This is a genomic window from Micromonospora craterilacus (assembly GCF_003236315.1).
In the GTDB taxonomy this organism is placed as follows: domain Bacteria; phylum Actinomycetota; class Actinomycetes; order Mycobacteriales; family Micromonosporaceae; genus Micromonospora; species Micromonospora craterilacus.
Map to the genome: position 1 here is coordinate 1 of NZ_POTY01000004.1, position 18,780 is coordinate 18,780.

The following is an 18,780-nucleotide window of genomic DNA, read 5'->3' on the forward strand; positions in this document are numbered from 1 at the left end:
CGCCCACCCCGCCCATCCAGCCGCGTTTCGGGACGTTGCAGTTGATGACCGGCCCCCAGCAGCCGATCTTCACCTGGCACTTGGGCGAGTTGTAGTCCTTGGCGAAGTCGGCCTGCTCGTAGTAGGCGGCCCGGTCGCAGCCCTCGTGCACGGTCTTGCCGAACAGCCACTGCGGCCGCAGCATCTGGTCCAGCGGCGGCGGTGGTGCGGAGCCCGCGGCGTGGTAGAGCACCCAGGTCAGCGTCTCCATGAAGTTCTCCGGCTGGATCGGGCAGCCGGGCACGTTGACGATCGGCAGGCCGCCCTGGGAGCGGTAGTCCCACCCGAGGTAGTCGGCCAGGCCCATGCACCCGGTCGGGTTGCCCGCCATGGCGTGGATGCCGCCGTACGTCGCGCAGGTGCCGGCCGCGACGACCGCCCACGCCTTCGGCGCCAGCTGGTCGATCCACCAGTTCACGGTCAGCGGTTCGCCGGTCTTCTCGTCGTTGCCGAACGAGGTCCAGTACCCGTCGCCGTTGATGTTCTCGTTCGGGATCGATCCCTCGATCACCAGGATGAACGGCTCGGTCATCTCCCCACGGGCGGCCTTCCGGTACGGCGCCAGGAACTCCTCGCCGCCAGCCGTCGGCGACAACACCTTGTTGTGCAGGTTGACCTTTGGCAGGCCGGGAACGAGCCCGAGGACGACGTCCTCGATGGCCGGCTGAGCGGAGGCGGTCATCGACACGGAGTCGCCGTCACAACTCATGCCCTCGGAGATCCAGAGGATGGTGACCTCGTCGTACCCGTTCTCCTGCGGCAGCACCGCGGCGGGTTTCCGCACGCCCTGGCTCATGCTGCCACCTCGCTCCGCTCGGCGTCGACCTGAGCATTTTCTGCGCTGCGTTGCCGATTCACTCGCTGGCGCTCGCTCATGCCGCCACCTCGCTCCGCTCGGCGTCGACCTGAGCATTTTCCGCGCTGCGTTGCCGATTCACTCGCTGGCGCTCGCTCATGCCGCCACCTCGCTCCGCTCGGCGTCGACCTGAGCATTTTCCGCGCTGCGTTGCCGATTCACTCGCTGGCGCTCGCTCATGCGTCCGCGCTCCCCGGGTCGTGGCTGGCCGCCGCCGGCACCAGCGCGGGCGGCTCGACGACGTCCACGGTGATCGACTCCAGGACCACGTCGTCGGTGCCGGTGACCTCGATGTCGACGCCACCGCACTGCGGGCAGGCCACCATCGCGAGGTGGTCGTCGACCGGCCCGCGGCGACCGCAGTCGTGGCAGGCCACCGTCATCGGTTCGAGCACCAGGTCGACGGCGGCGTCCGCGGCGACCGTGCCGGCCGCGGCCAGCTGGATGCCCTGCGTGACGACGCCCGGATCGACCGGATGGCCACCGATCCGGACCCGCAGCCCGGTGACCCGGCGCCCGGCCGCCCGGCGTACCGCCGCGTCCACGATCGCCTGGGACAGACCTGTCTCATGCATGCGTGCTCACCCCCCGTTCGTTGCCACCTGCGGGCGTGCCCGGTGCCGCTCCCGCGCCGCGGGCCAACCGGGCGGCTTCCTCGCGGACGATCCCGACCACCGTCCGGACCGCCTCGTCGACCGCGGCGGCCACCGGAGCCGACAGCTTCATGCACTCGTCGAGGAGGGCGGGCTGGCAACCCACCACGAGCACCCGGTCGACGCTCCCACCCAGGCCGCGCAGCAGGCGCAGCACCGACTCGGGATCCATGCCGTGCGCGTCGGCGGCCGGCGCCTCCAGCACGTCGGCCGGCCGCAGCGTCCAGCCCGGGTCGTCGAGGTCCACCCGGAGCACGGCCAACGTCCCGGGCGGCTCGTCCATCGGTAACGCGTCCACCAGGACCAGCACGTCGTGCCGGCCGTCCAGCAGATCGTAGGCCAGATGCATTCCCCGGATCCCGTAATCGGACACGTCCACCCCCGGTGGGAGGACGACATCCCGCAGGCGCCGGACCACCTCGACGCCGAACGCGTCGTCGCCGAGGAAGATGTTGCCGATCCCGGCGACCAGGATCCGCCCGCTGCCTGCGCTGCTCACGCTGCTCACGCTGCTCACGCTGCTCACGCTGCCGGGGCCGGTCACGGTGCCGCCACCTCTCCGGTCAACGGCTCGACCTCTTCGGGCCGGAAGTGGCGCAGCCGTCCGTACCACTGGTGCAGCTCCGCGCCCGGGTCGTCGTCCACCGTCACGGCCAGGAACCGGGACCCGTCCACGTCGAGCAGCACCTGCTCCACCCGGGCGGTACGGCCGTCCAGGAACATGTCGTGCGCGTCCGTGCCGCGCCGGCGGGGCCGTAACCGGACCCGGCTGCCCCGCGCCAGCAAAGTCCCCGCGACCAGCACGGTCCCGGTCTCCGGCGTGATTCCCGCGTCGGCGCCCGGCTCCCACCACGGCCGGTCCGGTCCGGTGTCGGCCTCGGTGTTCCGGCGTACCGGCGCCAGGGACCGGATGGCGCCGTGTAGCCGTTCGAGCACCTCGGGCGGCATGTTGTCGACCCGGTCGACGATCGCGGCCGCCCGGGGATCGGTGGCCCGCGCCTCCCGCTTCTCCGCGTCGGAGAGTGTGAGCGTACGCAGCGAGAGGATCTCGTCGATCTCGGTCGCGTCGTGTAGGTCGCCGGGGCTTTCCGGCGCGATCTGCGGGTGGTCGTAGAGGATGATGGGTGACGAGAGCAGCACGTCGACGGTGCCCGGCTCGCCGGCCAGCACCGGGAACGTGTGCACGTTGCGGCACTCCCGCGCCGCGCTCGCCGCCCACTCTGGCGGGTCGAGCAGGGACAGGAACCGCCCCCGGCTGACACCGACCACGGTGTGCGCCGCCAGCAGGCAGCAGCGCAACGCCTCGTCCCGCGGACTGTCCGGTGGGGTGGTCGGGTCCGTGTTCTCCACCCGGATCCGCAGCCGCAGCAGGCGGAACGGCGCCTCGGTCGGGGCGGCCGAGACGGTGACCGACGCGGACAACGGCCAGCGCCGGCGCACCACCCGCCCGACCGGCTCACCCCGAGCGTCGACCAGCGGCTCGACGTCCTCCCCGCCCGGCACCCGGACGTCGATGCGGCACCCCTGCCGCAGGTCGCCGATCGACGCCTCGACGTCGTACTCCTGCGGCACCGCCTCGTCGAAACTGAGCTCGGTGCGGCCACCGGCCTCGATCCGGTCCACCGGCCGGTACCCGCCGTCGGCCGTCCGGTTCTCGGCCACCTTCCGTTGCAACTGCAGGAACCGCAACCGGACGTGGACCGTCGCGGTATCCGGCGCCTCCACCAGGCACTCGGTCTGCTGCCACGGCGACTCCGCCGAGCCGGCCACGCCGCTGTCGACCAGCCCGTTCGCCTCGCCCCACGCCGGCGGCACCAGCACACCGAACTGCCAGCGGACCCGGTTCTTGCCCGAGGAGCGCCGGTAGGGATAGAGCAGGTAGCCCTCGTACAGGATGGCGTCCGCGACCGCCTCGGCGCCCTCGATACGGGAGCTGGGGCGATCGGTCGGCACGGTGCTCAACCCCCTTCAGGGCATGCTCGCAACCCCGCTCGGGCGAGCGGTCACCCTGGTCTAACGCGCTCCGCCAGGCGGCCGTAAGTGCGTGCCGCCGGTACGTGACGGGCGCACTCACCCGACCCGGTGACCCGACGGCGGGTATGCCGCCGTCGCCCTGGGCGACCTCAGTGGTGCCTCGACGCCCGCTCGCCTTCCGTCGGATTCTGCGGTGATGACGGGACGAGAGCCCGTTCGAGTTTGGCGAGCAGGCCGACAAGGCTCGTGTGCTCGGCGGCGGTGAGCGAACCGATGAGATCGGCTTCGTGATCGAGAAGCTGGCGCACCGTGCTTTCGACGAGACCGTGGCCGGTTTCGGTCAGTCGGACGGAGACCGCTCGGCGCGACGCGGACGATGGTGATCGTTCAACCAGACCGGCCTGCTCGGCGCGGGCAACGCGTTGGGAGACCGCGCCGGCAGTGATCAGTGTCCGGCGGGTGATCTCGCGGGTGGTGAGCTCGTATGGCGGCCCCGAACGCCGGATCACGCTGAGCAGATCGAGGGTGGAGGGGTCGATTCCAAGTTTGGCCAGGGTGCGTCGTCGCTCGTCGGCGAGGACCTTCGCGATCCGCCAGATCGGCGTGATGATCTCGATGGACTCGGTGCGCACCTCGGGCAGTTCACGCCGCCAGGATGCGGCGATATCGGCTGCCGGCCACCGCGAGGGCGTTCCCGCCGGGTAGTCCTCGCCGTCGAGGTCGTTGCCCATCAGACGCCCTCCCGTGTACGTTTAGCGCTAAACATATCAGGGGAGGGGTACCTGTGCGTCGTATCGTGCTTGTCACCGGCGGCGGGAACGGCATCGGCAAGGCCGTGGCCGCCCGGTTCCGATCCGGGGGCGACACTGTGATCATTACCGGACGCGACGCCGACCGCCTCACCAACACGGCAACCGAGATCGGTGCCCGACCGGTCCCGTGTGATGCGACCGATCCGCAGCAGGTGGCGCAGCTGGCCGACGACCTGGGCGCGGACCTCGACGTCCTGGTCAACATGGCGGGCGGCAACACGGATCTCCACCAGCCCGACGGCAAGGGCACACCGCTGGAACAGGTGCTCGCCGCCTGGCGGGCGAACCTGGACGGCAACCTGCTCAGCGCGGTGCTCACCACGACGGCAGTGCTCGACAAACTGCGGCCGGGCGGCTCCATCATCAACATCGGGTCCATCGGCGCCGAGTACGCCTCCACCTCCTACGGTGCGGCAAAGGCGGCCCTGGCCGCATGGACCGCGGGGCTGTCATCGACGGTGGGCACCAAGGACGTCACGGCGAACCTGATCGCTCCCGGCTACATCGCCGGAACCGGCTTCTTCCACGGACAGCTCAGCGAGCAACGGCGAACGGCCCTGATCAACGCCACTCACAACAAACGAGTGGGGCAGCCCAGCGACATCGCCGAAACCACCTACTTCCTGGCCTCCGCCGGCGCACGCCACATCACCGGACAGACCATGCACGTCAACGGAGGCGCTCACACCACCAGATGATCGTTCGATCCTGCCGGCTCGGCTCCGGACGGTGCGATCATTGTCCGATGACGGCATGGCGGGACGTCGAACGGGCAGAGCCGGAGTTCGCGCAGCGCGTACGCGCACTGTTCGACGCTCACCGACACAAGACCATCGCCACCGTGCGAGCCGACGGATCGCCGCGCATATCGGGGATCGAGGCGGTCTTCCAGGACGGTGAACTCGCTTTCGGCTCGATGCCGAACGCGCGCAAGGGCGCGGATCTGCGTCGGGATCCACGGTTCGCCCTGCACAGTGCCACAGTCGACCCGGTCGAGGGCGCCGAGGCACAGTGGCCGGGCGAGGCGAAGATCTCGGGTCGGGCGAGGGCTGCCGGATCAATCACCGAAGGACCAGACGCCGACCGATTCCACGCCGACATCGCCGAGGTCGTGCACACCCACCTCGACCCCGAAGCCACGATGCTCGTCGTCGAGTGGTGGACGCCTACGCAAGGGCTGCGAAGGGTCAAGCGCCAATAACGGGTGCCCGCAGGCGCCGACACCGCCCGCGTTGGCCCTGGTGGTGGTCGGCGTGCTGCACCACGTCGCTCTCTCCTATGGAGCCAACCCGACAGCGGACACCCGGATTCGCCGCGCGATCACCGCACTGACCGGCGGCTTCCCGGCCGTCGCCCCGTCCTGACCCGACTTCTCGCCGGCCGGACGGCCACAGCCGCCGCAGGCGACGCCGCCGGAGGTGGTGTGCAGCGCACCCCGGTCGAGTGTGAAAGGCTCGCCAAGGGCGGTTCACCCGTCTTCGTTCGTGTGGCCTGACCGTGCCCGAGAAGGAGACGAACCATGGACATCGTGCTCGTCGCTGGCCTGTGGCTCAGCGGCTCTGTATGGGACGACGTCGCCTCCGCACTCAAGGCCCTCGGCCATCGCCCGGTGCCGCTCACCCTTCCAGGTCAGGGCGACGGATCCGCCTCAGCCACCCTCGACGACCAGGTCGCAGAGGTGCTCGCCGCCGTCGACTCAGCGTCCGAAAGGCCCATGGTGGTGGGGCACTCCGCCGCCTGCACCCTGGCCTGGCTGGCCGCCGACGCGCGACCGGAGCAGGTCGCCAAGGTCGCCATGATCGGCGGCTTCCCGTCCGCCGACGGGGCGTCCTACGCCGGTTTCTTCGAGCTCAAGGACGGCGTGATGCCCTTCCCCGGCTGGAGCCCGTTCGAAGGGCCGGACTCGGCCGACCTCGATGAGACGGCCAGACAGCGCATCGAGGCGGCGGCGATCCCTGTCCCCGAGGGCGTGGCCAAGGGCGTGGTGCGGCTGGCCGACGAGCGACGGTTCGACGTCCCGGTCGTGCTCGTGTGCCCGGAGTTCACACCCGCCCAGGCCCGGGAGTGGATCGAGGCCGGCGAAGTGCCCGAGCTCGCCAAGGCCAAACACCTCGACTTCGTCGACATCGATTCGGGTCATTGGCCCATGGTCAGCAAGCCGATCGAACTCGCCCGACTCCTCTCGGCAGCGGCTGCCGCCTGACCTGGCGTCGTAGCCGGGGACGCGCAAGGCGAGGGAGTGCGCCGCCACCCCCACAAGGGGAGGCACCCACCGCCTTCTGGACGAGGCCGTGGGCGTCGGTCACGGGGTGTGTCCTTCCGTGCTGAGCAGGACGACGACGGCGTCGTGGTCGAGGTGGAGGGCGGCGCGCCGCTGCGGGTCGGCGAGAGCGGCCCGGACGCCGGCCAGGGTGGCCGCGCCGCTCGGGCCGGAGGAGACGCCAAGCCGACCGAGGTCGTCGACGGCGCGGAGCGCCTCGTCATCGCTGACGGCCACGGCTGCGTCGCAGCCCGCCCGCAGCACCGGCCAGGCGGAGCCGGAGATGGTGGGGCAGTTGAGGCCGGCCATCACCGTCGCCGCGGTGGACACCGTCACCGGCCGGTCTGCGATCAGGCTCGCCAGCACGCATGCGGCCGTGGCGGGTTCGACCGAGAGGATGCTTGGGCGGGCGGCGTCTGGGCGTCGGTAGTGCCGCACGACCGCCTCCGCCAACGACCCGACCCCGACCGGGACCGCCACCAGGTCCGGCGGTTCCTTGAGCTGGGCGTCGACCTCCTCCAGCAGCGTCTGGTAGCCATCCACGATCCAGGCGGGCACCTGCTCGTACCCGTCCCAGGCGGTGTCCTGGACCAGGGCCCGGTCGGGCTGCTCGTCGGCGTACTCGGCGGCCCGCCGGACCGCAGCGTCGTAGTCGCCGTCCACCCACACGACCTTCGCGCCCTCCCCGGTGATGCGGGCCGCGGTCTGCGGGAGCATCACCTCAGGCACGAACACGGTCGCCTCGACACCGAAATGCGCCGCCATGCGGGCGACCGCACGGCCGTGGTTGCCGTCGGTCGCGGTCACCAGCGTGGCGTCGGGACGCTGCGCAAGCACCTGGCGGCAGGCCCAGGAGGCACCAAGCACTTTGAACGCCGGCAGCCCCAGCCGCGACGACTCGTCCTTCACCAGCACCCGGCCGACGCCGAGTTCGGTCGCGAGTTCGGGGACAGGAACCAGCGGCGTGGGCGCATACCCGGGCAGCGACCGGTGGAACGCGTGAGCGTCACTCAGCGCGGACGGGCCGACCCAGCCCCGGGCCGTCGGCGAGCAGTACCACGACATCATGCGGATCATTCTTCCCGCCACTGCGGCCCCTGCTGCGGCGCCCAGGCCGGCAGCCGTTGGTTCGGGTTGGCAAGTGGTGCAGAACCGGGCCGATGGCCGATGCGCCAGCTGTTCGATCGGGATGTCGCAGCGACACACCTCGCAGGTCCCGTAGCGGCCCTGTTCAAGGTAGTGCAATGCCCGGGCGATGTCGGCCAGGGCCAGCCGCGACGCGGCGGCCATGGCGGAAGCGGCCTCAAGATCTGCCCGGTCATGGGGCATCTGGTGGGCCTGCCGGGCCAGCAGCGCCAGCTGGGTGCTGTGCCGCTCGTACTGCTTCTCCAGGATGATCCGCAGCATGCCCAGCTCGTTCTGCCTGCTCACGACGTACACGGTTGAGCGTCCTTCCTGTGCGGGGGATGAGAGAACGGGCGGAGCGCTGATGCGCTCCGCCCGTTGGTGCCGGTCATGCGGGATGTCGGCCGTTGTGGTGGCGGTCGGTGCTGGCCGGGCTGCCGCCGGGTCGGCAAGGGCGCACGCTCGGCCCTGGCGGTGCCCCGGCGACCGCACGCACTGCGGACACGACGCGGTGGCGCGTCAGCGCAGCGGGTCGAAGGGCTGGAGTTCCGCAGGCTGCTGGCTGGTGGTGATCTGCTCGGCGAGCAGCTTGCCGGTGAGCGGGCCAAGCGTGATGCCCCACATGCCGTGGCCGCCAGCCGCGAAGACCCGCGGTGACCTGGTACGGCCGATCAACGGCAGCCCGTCGGGGGTACAGGGCCGCGCCCCGACCCACTCGTCGGCGCGGGCGTCCAGGTCGGCGCCCCGCAGCAGCGGCCGGGCGGCCTCGGCGATAGCCAGGATCCGGCGACGGTCCAGCGGAGCCTCGGCGCGACGGAACTCCATCATCCCGGCGACACGCAGCCGGTCTCCGAGGGGCGTGCACGCGACCCGCTGCGCTGGGAAGTACACCGGACCGGCCGGGACGTGCTCGATCGCGACGCTGAAGCTGTACCCGCGGCCGGCCTGCACGACGGTGCGGACGCCGAAGCGCCGAGCCAGCTCGCCGAGCCACGTGCCGGTTGCCAGCACGGCCGCGTCATAGCGATCGTCCGTGCCGGCGGAGGTGATCACTCGGACCCCGGCTCCCTCGTCGCGGACGTTCACGACGTCCGCTCCGGTGACGAGCGCTGCCCCGCGCGCGCGAACGGAATCGGCGAGCGCGTGCACATAGTGCCCGGGGTCGATGAACCGCTGACCGTGCAGGCGGATGGCCGCGCCGATGTGGTCGGACAGCGAGGGTTCCACCTCACGCGCCTCGGCCCCGGTGAGGACGTCGAACTCGATCTGTTGGCCCGCGGCGTGGATGTGGCCCAGCTCGTCCAGAAGGACCGACCGTTCGGCCTCGGTCCGGTACGCCGCGACGAACGACTTCGCCTCGTTCGTCATCGAAGCGACCCCGGCGGCCGCCAATGCGTCGAACGCCTCGAACGCCCGCCGGTTCATCGGAATGTAGGCCTGCATCGCGGTCCGCCATTTCGAGGCGGTGCTGTGCCGCGCGAAGCCCGCCAAGAATCGCAGCAGCCGAGCGTCCGCGCGTGGCGGCACGTAGACCGGCGAGGACGGGCTCAGGACGGCGCGCAGCCCGTAGCGGAGCACCGCGGGCTCCGGCAGGGGAGTGGTGATGCCGGGGGTGAGCCAGCCCGCGTTGCCCCACGACGCGCCGGCGGCCACACCCGTGCGGTCGAGCACGGTGACCCGTACGCCCCGCTCCTGTAGGAACCAGGCGGTGGCCAGTCCGACCATCCCCGCACCGATGATGGCAACGTGCGCAGGGGCAGGCACCGCCTTCATGGCAGGCATTCGCTCTCTCCTTCAAGAACAACTGGGATTGCGGCAATCTTGTCCCCGCCCGATCGGGACGTCATTGTTCTGGCAGGCCAATGTTCGCTCGTCCGATTGGGCGAAACGAACAATGCCGAGGCACAATCTGAAGGTGATCACCGTGGCTGGCGTGGCCGACGCGGTCGGTGCCGCGTTGCTCAAGATCGTCGTCCCCGCCGCTGCGGCGGAGGTCCGCGATGTGGCCCTCGCTGACCTCGGCGATGCGACGACCGGCCAGACGGGCGACCTCGTCCTCGGCGCGGGCATCACCACACCCGACCAGGCGCTCGCTGTCATCGAACGCTGTTCGGAGGCGGCGGCGGCCGGCCTCGTTCTCAAGCCTCCGCTGGCCGCGCTCCCTGAGGTGATGTCATCCGCCGCCGAACGCAACCTGGCCCTGGTCGAGCTGCAGAGCCACGGCTCGTGGGCCCAGCTTGTCTGGCTGCTCCGCGGGGTGATCGACAGAGCTGCCGCGCCCGGCTCACCCGAGACCGGGGAAGCCCGGGTCTACGACGAACTGTTCGCCCTTGCCGACGCGACCGCCGCCATCGTCGACGCACCGGTGACGATCGAAGATGCCCAGTCCCGGGTGCTCGCCTACTCGTCGAGGCAAGACCGCACCGACCCGGCGCGCGTCTCGACCATTGTCGGACGACGCGCCCCCGGCGATGTGGTCGCGCACTTCCGTTCCCGCGGCGTCTTCCGCAAGCTTGCCACGGGCAGTGAGCCGATCTACGTGCCGCAGGGACCGGACGGGACGTTGCCGCGACTCGTGATCCCGATCCGCGCCGGAGGTGAGCTGCTCGGCTCGATCTGGGCCGTCGTCGAGGGTCTGGTGCCACACGAGCGCCTACGCGATCTCCAGGGGACCGCCTCCGTGCTGGCGCTCCACCTGCTCCGCCTCCGCGTGCAGGCCGATGTCGCACGCCGGGTCTCGGCTGACCGCCTGAGGGCGGCCTTGCGGGCCCCCACCGGGAAGGGACGGGAGGAACTGGGCCTGCCCAAGGGTCCGTGGCAGGTCGTCGCGCTCGGTGCCCACGGCGGGACGGGGGAGATGGTGCACAACGTGGCCCTCTGGGAGTCAATCACCCGCCGTCACGGCTGGCGCCAGCCGCTGATCGCGGACGTCGGGGACGTCCTGTTCGCCGTGGTGACCCACGAGGGCGACTCGCCCGGCTCCCGGCGCTGGATGGACAGCCTCATTCACGACGTCGCCATGCATGACCCGTCGCTGCGAGCCGCGTCCGGCCGCGTCGCCAGGGACCTGACGGACCTGCCGCGATCACGCGCCGAGGCGGCGGAACTGCTCGCGCTGCACCGCTCGGCTCGACAGCCTGGGCCACTGCTGCGGTTCGCGGACGTCTGGGCCGAGGTCGTCGTACACCGCGTGGTCAACGCGATGCCGCGGGACGACCTGCTGGTCGGCGGACCGCTTCCCGACCTCGTCGCCCATGATCGGAAGCACGGCACTGACTACGTCGCCACTCTCGCCGCATGGCTTGAGCACCAGGGTGATCTGAAGAAGGCCGCCCAGCAGTTGCATGTGCACCCCAATACGCTCCGGTACCGGATGCGCCGCCTGACTGAGGTCGTCCACATCGATTTCGAGTCGCCGCGCACACGGCTCGCGCTGCAGATCCAGCTCGCGGCGCTCGTCCTGGGTCCTGACGGGTGACTCTGGGATCCGAAAGCTCTGCTGCCGCCCACGAACCTGACTCCACTGGACCCGGAGGAGAACCGTCATGGAGACGACCCGGGCGACCCGTCGCGAGTGGCGGGGGCTGGGGACCGTCCGCCCCGGCACACCCGGTGCGGACGGTCCGACGACCGTCAGGTGAGGTCAGCGGCGGTTGCCGCTGCGGCCCAGGCGGCGCGGGCCGGCTGAGGGCGGGGAGCCGTCAGGACTCCGGCAGGATGCCGACGTCGACGAAGGTCTCCGCGCCGTCGTGGATCTCGATCAGTGCGCTGAGTCCGTAGGGGTAGTAGCCGCCGACCATCGTGATGATGTCCGAGTCGGTGGCGTCGTCGCCTTGGTCGGGAGTGGTGAACTGGGTGCTGCTGCCCTGCGGGAGGCGGACCTCAACGGTGTACCGGCCCGGCTTCAGTCGTCCCCGGTAGGTCCCCGTCACCGAGTTGGTGTTGATGATTCCCCAGCCCGGCGGCAGCTGGCCGGTTTCCGGCACGGCCCGGTAGGAGGCGACCTTGTTCAGGGCCATCGGCTCGTCGGCGTCGCGCTGGCCGTCCCGGTCAAGGTCGAGCCAGACGTGACCGGTGATGACGCCCTCGGCGACATAGTTAACGCTGCCGGTGGCGGTGTTGTTCTCTAGCGACGACTCTGGCGAGGACGCGGACGCGGTCGCGGTGAAGGTCAGCGGACCGTCGGGGGTGCCGGGGTTCACCTTGAGCTTCAGAAGCAGGCCGGCGTTGCCCGTGGCGATGTCCCAGAAGGCGCGGGTGCACTCGACGAAGCGGCCGTCCGCCGCGTCGTCGAGTCGGCAGGTCCAGTTGGCGTCACCGGGGTCGAGGGAGGTCGGCTCGACCGTGGGCGGGAGCGGTACCCGAACGGCCACGTTCTCCGAGGGGCTGCCGCCTCGGACGCCGAGGTGGACAGACAGGTCGAACTCGTCGCCGGCGCGTACGTCGACGCGTCCCACCACGTTGGCCCCGAAAAGCTCCACGTCGCCGACGGGCGGCACGACATAGGTGAAGGTGGTGGTGCCGCTGTTGTTCGTCAGCGACCGCTCGGTGGCCGAGGTCGACACCGAGGCGGTCACGGTCCTGGTGTCGCCCACAGTTCCGGCCGGGAAGTAGGGGTAGAGGTTCAGGTAGGCGGCCCCGCCCGGTGGGATCTCCCGGTCGTTGTCGCAGACCCAGGTGGAGGTGGAGAGGTCGCAGTTCCAACCCGGGTCCGGCGTCCACGCGCCGACGAAGGCATCCGGCGGCAGCTGGATGGTGAAGCGGGCGTCGGGCGCCGGGGTGGTGCCGATGTTGGTCGCCCGGGCCTGGACAAAGCCGCGTGCGCCGTTGCCGCCCAGGTAGGAGATCTCGCCGCTGCTGTACTCGAACGAGAAGGCGAGGTCTGGCATGGCGACGTACTCGATGTCCGCCGAGGCCGTGTTGTTCGTGGTCGATGATTCGCGGCTCTGCGTGGTGGCCGTCGCCGTCACCGTCCCCTTCTGGCCGCCCGTCCCAGGCGGCAGGATGAGGCTCAGGACGAAGCTGGCGTCGGTGCCCGCAGGGAGAGTGCCGTACGTGCATTTCAGCTTGGCGGCGTCACAGGTCCAGCCGCCGAGGTAGTCGCCGAAGCTGAGGGTGGACCCGGGCGGCAGCGTGAGCTTGATGGTGCTGTCGGTGGCCTCGGCGCTCCCGGCGTTGCGCACCGAAACGCCGAGGCGGACCCGGCCACCATCCGGGCCCACCTCGCCCGGCTCGGCGGTGAGGCCCAGGACGACATCGGCGCGATCCGGGGCGGCGGTGGCAGTGCCGGGCAAAGCGGTGAGCAGTGACGCGACTACAGCGGTCGCGAGGGCCCCCGCCAGCGTGCGCAGGGTTGCGGCACGCAGGTTGTGGTTGACCATAAATCCCCCGTCTGGTCGTCATGGCACGACGGCCTCCGGCGCACCAGGAAACGCCCACAGGCCCGATCGGGATCTTGTCCCCATCGATCAATAAGGCGTTCCGGCATCGAAAAGCGTTACAGTCGTGGGCCATCCGACGGGCTGTCACCCGGCGACACCGCCGCCCTCGCGGCTATGTCGCCGGGTGATGGTCACACCCCGGCGCCGGTCAACGCAGTCGTGACTCGATGGCTTCGATGACGCGCGGACGGAGTTCGGCGGCACGGATGACGGCGTCGACGGAGCCGACCTCGACCGCGCGCTGGATGTTGTGCACCCGGTCGAACTCCGTGGCCACCTCGCCGAGCTTCTCCGCGCGGACCGACGAGCGGAGCTCGTCGACCTCCGCGGTCAGCGCGGCGCGGTCGGCGCCGGAGGCGGACGCCGCGCGGGCCTCCAGGTCCCGTACCCGGGGATCGGCCGCGGTGCGGGCGGCGACCTCGCCGGAGAACACCACGGCAGCGGCCGGAGCGCCACCGAGCACCGAAGCGAACGAGCCTTCCAGCGCCAGCACGGTCATGTTCGGGTTCAGCGCCTTCGAGAACACCACGAACGCGCCACCGTGGTACCGCGAGATCACGCAGAACACGATGGGTCCGCGGAAGTTCACGATCGCCCGGCCGATCTCGGCGCCGTACTCCAGTTGCAGCTTCCGCATCGACTCGGGCGAGCCGTCGAAGCCCGACAGGTTCGCCAATACCACCAGCGGACGGTTGCCGCTGGCCGCGTTGATCGCCCGCGCCGCCTTCTTCGACGACCGCGGGAACAGCGTGCCCGCGGTGTAGGTGTCCGGGCCGTCGGTGGGCGGGAAGCCGCGCCGCGGTACCGTCCGCGACTCGATGCCGAGCAGGCACACCGGCATGCCGCCGAGGTGCGCGTCCTGCACCACCGCGGTCTCCGCGTCGGCCATGCCCGCCCAGCGTTCCAGCACCGGGTGGTCCTGGTCGGAGAGCGCCCGCATCACCGTACGGATGTCGAACGGCTTCTTGCGGTCCGGGTTGGCCGCGACGGAGAAGATCTCGCCGACGGTGGTGAAGTCACTGCCGGCCACCACGTGCGGGAAGTCGGAGATGTCGCGGTCGGTGGGGTCGGTGCTGGTCGCCCGCCGCGGCGTCTCCTCGCCCGGTGCGACGTACGTGTGCTCGTAGTGCGACATCAGCACGTCCCGGGCGGCGGCCAGGTTCGGCGCCCAGTACTGCGCCTGCCCGTTCGGGCCCATCACCCGGTCGTAGCCGCCGATGCCGAAGTTGTCCTCGGCGGACACTCCACCGGAGAAGTCGAGCGACTGCTTGCCAGTGAGCACCATCGCCGAGTCCGGCGTCATCACCAGGACGCCCTTGGTGTGCATGAGCATCGTCGCCTCGGCGTTCCAGTACGGCTGCGCGCCGACGTTGATGCCCGCGACCACGATGTTGATCTCACCGCCGTCCTGGGTGAACTCGACGATCCGCTTGAGCGCCGCCGCCACCCAGTCCATGTTCTCGGTGCCCGACTTCATGGAGATCCGGGCGCCGGCGGACAGCGCGTACCACTCCAGTGGCACCCGCATCCGCTCGGCCAGGTCCAGCGCGGCGACCACCCGGCGGCACTCCGGCTCCGACAGCGCACCCAACGACTTGGTGGGGTCGCCGAGCAGCACCACCCGGGTGACACCCTGCGGGTGCCGCGAGGTCGGTGTGGTGACCACGCCGGCGACGATCGCCGCGCTGTTGCGCCCCTTCGGTCGGTCGACCGGCACCAGCGTGTGGTCGTCGTCGAGGTCGTGCTCGACGAAGTCGCCGAGCAGACCGGTCAGCTCGTACGGGTACACCGTGTTGCGACTGCTGGCCCGCAGCACCTTCAGCCGGTAGTCGTCGAGCGGCTCGACCGGCTCGACCGGCGGCTCGCCGACGGTCAGCTCGGCGCCGCCGGTGGCGCCGAACGAGATCCGTACGGCGATCTTGGTCAGCTCGCCGGTCTTACGGTCGCGCTGGCGCGCGATGAACAGGATCTCCTCCAGCCCGGCGCCGGCGGTCGTCGGGCGTACCCGCCCGGCGATCGTCTCCATCTCCTCGCGGGTGAGGTCGCTCGGCGGCCAGACGTAGATCACGATCCGGTTGGTGTTGAAGCGGGTCTTCGACGGTCGCTGCGACTGCGCGCGGCGGATCGAGTCGAGGCAGGCGGCGACGGTGTCCTCGGTCGTCGGCAGCGCGACCAGCCGGCCGTCGTGCTCACGCAGCTCGGTCAGGTCGCGCACCTGCGCGAACGCGACGAGGCGCCCGTCGGAAGGGTTCTCCCGCGCCACGCACTGGAAGAGGTAGACCTCCTCGTCCGACGACGGCAGCCGGGTCAGGTCGAACTTGTGCAGCCGCTCCAACTGCATCCGCTGCGCGATGTACGGGTGCAGGCCGCGGATCAGCCGCTCCTCGGTCATCCCCGTGCCCGACGGGCGGAACGTGAAGTGGTGGTGCATCACCGCTCCGCCGCGACCGGCGACGGTGGTGGTGAGCCGGCGGACCTGCGGGGGCAGCGGGTGCGCGTTGATCACCTCCAGCAGCGCCGCCGCCGTGGCGTCGTGGTCCTCCGGCTGGTTCTCCCAGACGAGGTAGATGTCGGCGTCGACGGCCTGCTCGCCGCCGACCAACTCGGCGAGCCCGCGCAGCGCGCCGCCCAGCGCGTCGAAGCGCACCGCGGCGGAGACCACGCTCGAGTCCGCCCGCTCGGCGACCACGAACGTGCCGCCCCCGACCGCGTGGGTACGGACGCCGGCGAGCGCCTTGTTGCCGTAGTACCGCCGGGTCAGCACCTCCAGCATGACCGCGTTGTCGAGGTGGTCGCGGACCAAACGCTGACCGAGCAGCCGGACCAGCGGCTCGGTGCTGCGTACCATCTCGGCGACGCGCTCGGCGCGGTCCGGCGAGTCCGGCTGCGCGTCCAGGTGGCGCAGGTGCTTGCGGACCTCGGCGTAGACCCGGGCGCGGTTGCGGCGCAGCAGCGGCTGGGCGAACCAGGCGAACACCACGCCGCGGGCGAGGTCGGCGACCACCGGGAAGCGGACCTGGGTGGCGGCCACCAGCCGCTCCAGGGCGAGACCGGCCGGCTCGCGCAGGGTCTCGTCCGGCGGAGGCTCCCGCAGCCAGCCGCGCAGCAGCGCCGCGACGACGGTGGCGTCGGCGGACGCGCGTTGCTGGGCGAGGAAGATCCGGAACACGGCGGCTTCCAGCTCGGGGGAGCGCTCCAGGTCGTTCACCCCGTAATGCCCGAGCGCCCGGGCGAGCCGGGCCTGGAACGCGTCCGGCAGCCCGGCCCGCTCGACGTCGAGGCTCTGTAGGTAGGTGTGGAAGTACTCGCGGGCGCTGTGCACGTGGGCGTCGCCGCCGCCGTCCTCGCCGGTGGGCCGGTTGCGGCTCAGTTCGGCGAGGTTGGCGAACACGTTGAGGAGGTCGAGTTCCTCGGCCAGCGGCCGGTGACCCTGCTCGGTGACCGCCCGCCGGGCGGCGAGGTAGTCGTCGAGCACCCGGCGGTCGTCGTGCGGGTCGACGTCGAAGCCGAGCAGCAGGCCGCGCAGGTCCTCCTGGCCGCGGCGGGTGCGCTGGCGCGCCGGGATCTCCTCGGGCGCGGCGGGCAGGTCCAGCTCGACGGTTGGGGCGGCCGGGCCGTCGGCGGTCTCGTCGGCGTCGTCGGCCAGCGGCTCCAGCCGCAGCAGCGGTGCGCCGGCTTCCACCTGGCTGCCCACCGAGACGGCGCATTCCTTCAGCCGCGCCTTGAACGGCGCCCGCAGCACCGTCTCCATCTTCATGGCTTCCAGCACCAGCACCGGCGCGCCCGCCTCGACCTCGGCGCCGACCTCCAGCGGCGTGGCGACGACCAGCGCGGGCATCGGTGAGCGGAGGACACCGCCCTCGTCCCGGCTGACCCGGTGCGTCACGCCGTCCACCTCGACCAGGTGGATCGGCCCGTGCGTCCCGGTGAGCAGGTGGTACCGGGCGCCGTTGACGACGATCTGCCCGGTGTGCCGGTCGAAGCGATCGAGTTCGACGTCGGCGGTGCGGACGGCGTCGCCGGCCTCGATGCCGACGCGGAACCGGTGCGCGCCGATCCGTGCCACCCGCAGCCGGTAGCCGACCCCACGCAGCTTGAGGTCCAGCGGTCGGCCGCTGGCGTGCTGCACCTGCGGGCGCCCGCCGGACGCCGTCGCCAGCAGCCGCTGCCGCTCGACGCGTTCCTCCTCCTCGTACGCCTCGATGGCGGCGGCGGCCAGCGCGACGGCGGAGTGCCGGTGCGCGACGAGCCGGCCCTCGCCGCGGACCCGGTCGATCCAGCCGGTGTCCGCGCTGGCGTCGATCACCTCGGGCTGGTCGAGCAGGTCGAGCACGAAGCTCTTGTTCGTCGCGCCACCCTCGATGATCACCGTGGTGTCGGCCATCGCCCGACGCAGCCGGCCGAGCGCCTCGTCGCGGTCCCGACCGTAGGCGATGATCTTCGCGATCATCGAGTCGAAGTCGGCGGGGATGGTGTCACCCTCGCTGACGCCGGTGTCCACCCGGATGCCCGGCCCGGCGGGCAGGTCCAGCCGGGCGATCCGGCCCGGGGACGGCGCGAAGTCGCGGTCGGGGTCCTCGGCGTTCAAGCGGGCCTCGATGGCGTGCCCGCGCTCCACCGGCGGCTCACCGTCGAGCCGGCCGCCCGAGGCCACATGCAGCTGCGCCTTGACCAGGTCGAAACCGGTGGTGGACTCGGTGATCGGGTGCTCGACCTGCAGCCGGGTGTTGACCTCGAGGAACGCGAACAGTCGGTCGCCCGGGTGGTAGAGGAACTCGACGGTTGCCGCACCCCGGTAACCGACCGCGACGGCCAGCCGCTCGGCCGACGCCTTGAGCTCGGCGGCCTGCACCGGGCTGAGCACCGGCGACGCCGATTCCTCGATCACCTTCTGGTTGCGCCGCTGCACCGAACAGTCGCGGACCCCGAGCGCCCACGCGGTGCCCTGACCGTCGGCGATCACCTGGACCTCGACATGCCGGGCGCCGGTGACCAGGCGCTCCAGGAACACGACGCCGCTGCCGAACGCCCGCGCCGCCTCCTGGCTGGTGCGCTCGAACGCGTCGGCCAGCTCGGACTCGTTGGTGATCACGCGGATGCCGCGTCCGCCGCCGCCCGCGGTCGCCTTGAGCATCAGCGGGTAGCCGATCTCGGTCGCCGCCGCCAGCGCGGCGTCCAGGGTGTCGACCGCGCCGCGGCTCCACGGCGCGACCGGTACGCCGACCTCCTCGGCGATCAGCTTCGCGCCGATCTTGTCGCCGAGCTGGCGCATCGCCTCCGGGCTCGGCCCGACGAAGGTGACGCCGATCTTCTCGCACAACTCCGCGAACGCCGGGTCCTCGGCGACGAAACCCCAACCGACCCACGCGGCGTCGGCCCCGGTCTCCACCAGCGCGCGCTCCAGCACCGCCATGTTCAGGTACGGACGCGTGGACGCGGCACCGAGCTCGTAGGCGATGTCCGCCTCGCGCACGAATGTGGCGGTACGGTCCACGTCGGTGTACAGGGCGACGGTCTCGATCCTGGTGCCGGTCTCCGCAGCCAGCTCTCGGACCGCGTGGATGAGCCGCATCGCGGCTTCTCCACGGTTGACGATGGCGATACGGCTGAACACCCGATC

General features: G+C 71.2%; 14 protein-coding genes. 5 read left to right on the forward strand and 9 right to left on the reverse strand.

Annotation, left to right across the window (positions count from 1 at the left end; genetic code table 11):
• The 5 genes from C1I95_RS01340 to C1I95_RS01360 all read right to left on the reverse strand — a co-directional run.
• Window positions 1–835, reverse strand: an 835-nt coding sequence (locus C1I95_RS01340; protein ID WP_111211892.1) for an NADH-quinone oxidoreductase subunit B family protein, incomplete at its 3' end; no start/stop codon positions are given.
• A 236-nt stretch (window positions 836–1,071) separates the two neighbouring features.
• The gene (locus tag C1I95_RS01345) at window positions 1,072–1,470 is read right to left on the reverse strand and encodes a hydrogenase/urease maturation nickel metallochaperone HypA (protein ID WP_111211893.1); all 399 of its coding nucleotides are present in this window, start codon (window positions 1,468–1,470) and stop codon (window positions 1,072–1,074) included.
• Window positions 1,463–2,047 (reverse strand): hydrogenase maturation protease, encoded by a 585-nt coding sequence (locus C1I95_RS01350; RefSeq protein WP_111211952.1) that lies wholly within the window; start codon window positions 2,045–2,047, stop codon window positions 1,463–1,465. The genes C1I95_RS01345 and C1I95_RS01350 overlap by 8 nt, the downstream gene beginning before the upstream one ends.
• 41 nt (window positions 2,048–2,088) lie before the next feature.
• Entirely contained in the window at window positions 2,089–3,501 is a 1,413-nt protein-coding gene (locus C1I95_RS01355) for a hypothetical protein (protein WP_111211894.1), read from the reverse strand.
• A 170-nt stretch (window positions 3,502–3,671) separates the two neighbouring features.
• On the reverse strand, window positions 3,672–4,253 hold the full coding sequence (locus C1I95_RS01360) for a MarR family winged helix-turn-helix transcriptional regulator (RefSeq protein WP_111211895.1): 582 nt from the start codon (window positions 4,251–4,253) through the stop codon (window positions 3,672–3,674).
• A 53-nt stretch (window positions 4,254–4,306) separates the two neighbouring features.
• On the opposite strand from C1I95_RS01360, the gene C1I95_RS01365 reads away from it, so the two are divergent.
• The 4 genes from C1I95_RS01365 (at window position 4,307) to C1I95_RS01375 (ending at window position 6,537) form a co-directional block, all read left to right on the forward strand.
• Window positions 4,307–5,032: an SDR family NAD(P)-dependent oxidoreductase gene (locus tag C1I95_RS01365; protein ID WP_111211896.1), complete on the forward strand. Its 726-nt coding sequence runs from the start codon at window positions 4,307–4,309 to the stop codon at window positions 5,030–5,032.
• 47 nt (window positions 5,033–5,079) lie between these two features.
• Window positions 5,080–5,535, forward strand: coding sequence for a pyridoxamine 5'-phosphate oxidase family protein (locus tag C1I95_RS01370; protein ID WP_111211897.1), 456 nt, complete (start codon window positions 5,080–5,082; stop codon window positions 5,533–5,535).
• Between the two features lie 31 nt (window positions 5,536–5,566).
• Window positions 5,567–5,698: a hypothetical protein gene (locus tag C1I95_RS36865; RefSeq protein ID WP_267900684.1), complete on the forward strand. Its 132-nt coding sequence runs from the start codon at window positions 5,567–5,569 to the stop codon at window positions 5,696–5,698.
• 155 nt (window positions 5,699–5,853) lie between these two features.
• Window positions 5,854–6,537, forward strand: coding sequence for an alpha/beta fold hydrolase (locus tag C1I95_RS01375; RefSeq protein ID WP_111211898.1), 684 nt, complete (start codon window positions 5,854–5,856; stop codon window positions 6,535–6,537).
• 99 nt (window positions 6,538–6,636) lie between these two features.
• Here C1I95_RS01375 and C1I95_RS01380 read toward each other — a convergent pair whose 3' ends face one another.
• On the reverse strand, window positions 6,637–8,025 hold the full coding sequence (locus C1I95_RS01380) for a pyridoxal-phosphate dependent enzyme (protein WP_199523546.1): 1,389 nt from the start codon (window positions 8,023–8,025) through the stop codon (window positions 6,637–6,639).
• A gap of 213 nt (window positions 8,026–8,238) precedes the next feature.
• On the reverse strand, window positions 8,239–9,501 hold the full coding sequence (locus C1I95_RS01385) for an NAD(P)/FAD-dependent oxidoreductase (RefSeq protein WP_199523547.1): 1,263 nt from the start codon (window positions 9,499–9,501) through the stop codon (window positions 8,239–8,241).
• 151 nt (window positions 9,502–9,652) lie between these two features.
• On the opposite strand from C1I95_RS01385, the gene C1I95_RS01390 reads away from it, so the two are divergent.
• Complete coding sequence (locus C1I95_RS01390) at window positions 9,653–11,197, forward strand: PucR family transcriptional regulator (protein ID WP_199523548.1); 1,545 nt, start codon at window positions 9,653–9,655, stop codon at window positions 11,195–11,197.
• Between the two features lie 223 nt (window positions 11,198–11,420).
• Here the strand turns inward: C1I95_RS01390 and C1I95_RS01395 are convergent, their stop codons facing one another.
• Together C1I95_RS01395 and C1I95_RS01400 are read right to left on the reverse strand one after the other, a co-directional pair.
• Complete coding sequence (locus C1I95_RS01395; protein WP_111211900.1) at window positions 11,421–13,100, reverse strand: SdrD B-like domain-containing protein; 1,680 nt, start codon at window positions 13,098–13,100, stop codon at window positions 11,421–11,423.
• A 208-nt stretch (window positions 13,101–13,308) separates the two neighbouring features.
• Window positions 13,309–18,774 carry an ATP-binding protein gene (locus C1I95_RS01400; protein WP_111211901.1) on the reverse strand — a complete coding sequence of 1,822 codons (5,466 nt, stop codon included), beginning with the start codon at window positions 18,772–18,774 and terminating at the stop codon, window positions 13,309–13,311.
• Window positions 18,775–18,780: the final 6 nt, after the last annotated feature.

Coding starts and splice junctions, on each gene's coding strand:
- C1I95_RS01345 (WP_111211893.1), bottom strand. CDS start 1,470: ATGCATGAGACAGGTCTGTCCCAGGCGATCGTGGACGCGGCGGTACGC.
- C1I95_RS01360 (WP_111211895.1), bottom strand. CDS start 4,253: ATGGGCAACGACCTCGACGGCGAGGACTACCCGGCGGGAACGCCCTCG.
- C1I95_RS01370 (WP_111211897.1), top strand. CDS start 5,080: ATGACGGCATGGCGGGACGTCGAACGGGCAGAGCCGGAGTTCGCGCAG.
- C1I95_RS01375 (WP_111211898.1), top strand. CDS start 5,854: ATGGACATCGTGCTCGTCGCTGGCCTGTGGCTCAGCGGCTCTGTATGG.
- C1I95_RS01385 (WP_199523547.1), bottom strand. CDS start 9,501: ATGCCTGCCATGAAGGCGGTGCCTGCCCCTGCGCACGTTGCCATCATC.
- C1I95_RS01395 (WP_111211900.1), bottom strand. CDS start 13,100: ATGGTCAACCACAACCTGCGTGCCGCAACCCTGCGCACGCTGGCGGGG.